The sequence below is a fragment of the Elstera litoralis genome, assembly GCF_000963705.1.
Classification (GTDB): domain Bacteria; phylum Pseudomonadota; class Alphaproteobacteria; order Elsterales; family Elsteraceae; genus Elstera; species Elstera litoralis.
This window is the reverse complement of record NZ_LAJY01000744.1, coordinates 1-663: the sequence shown is the minus strand read 5'-3', so window position 1 is coordinate 663 and position 663 is coordinate 1. Positions and strand designations below refer to the sequence as shown.

Annotated in this window: 1 protein-coding gene; it reads right to left on the bottom strand. The window is 54.0% G+C overall.

Annotated features, from left to right (window positions below; all coding sequences use genetic code 11):
• On the bottom strand, window positions 1–660 hold a 660-nt coding region (locus tag VZ95_RS19500; protein ID WP_269747132.1), incomplete at its 3' end, for a PAS domain-containing protein.
• Window positions 661–663 lie beyond the last annotated feature (3 nt).

Sequence of the window (663 nt, the reverse complement as noted above, 5' to 3'; positions counted from 1 at the left end):
GTCAATGGCATATTTGACCACTTTAACCGGGCGACCTTGCGGGTCGAACACCGGATTATAGGTAGCTTGAATCCAAACCTCCCGCCCACCTTTACCGATCCGCTTGAATTCGTCGGAAATAAACTGCCCTTGGCGTAGCTTCGTCCAGAAGGATTGGTACTCGGTGGTTTTGCTGACGGCAGCCTCGACGAACATGCTGTGATGCTTGCCCTTGATGTCGGTAAGCGCGTAACCGAGGACTTTTAGGAAATTCTCATTTGCCGTCAGCACGGTCCCGTCGAGCGCGAACTCGATCACCGCCTGCGAGCGGCTAATGGCATTGAGTTGGCTTTCGTATTCGGCGGCCCGCAGCTTCTGTTCGGTAATATCCGTTGCGATCTTAACAATCTTGATCGGTTTTCCCGAGCGCCCCGGAATGGGGTTGTAGCTGGCTTGCAGCCAGACTTCGCGGCCTCCCTTAGCAAGGCGCATATACTCGGCCCGCTGAAACTGGCCTTGGCGCAGATTGCTCCAGAATTGCTGGTAGGCGGGGCTATTGATCTCGGCGCTGGGCATGAAAATGCGATGGTGTTTGCCGACGATCTCCTGGGCAGTGTAACCGACCGTCATCAGGAAATTTTCATTCGCCATAAGAATGGTGCCGTCCAAGTCAAACTCAATTAT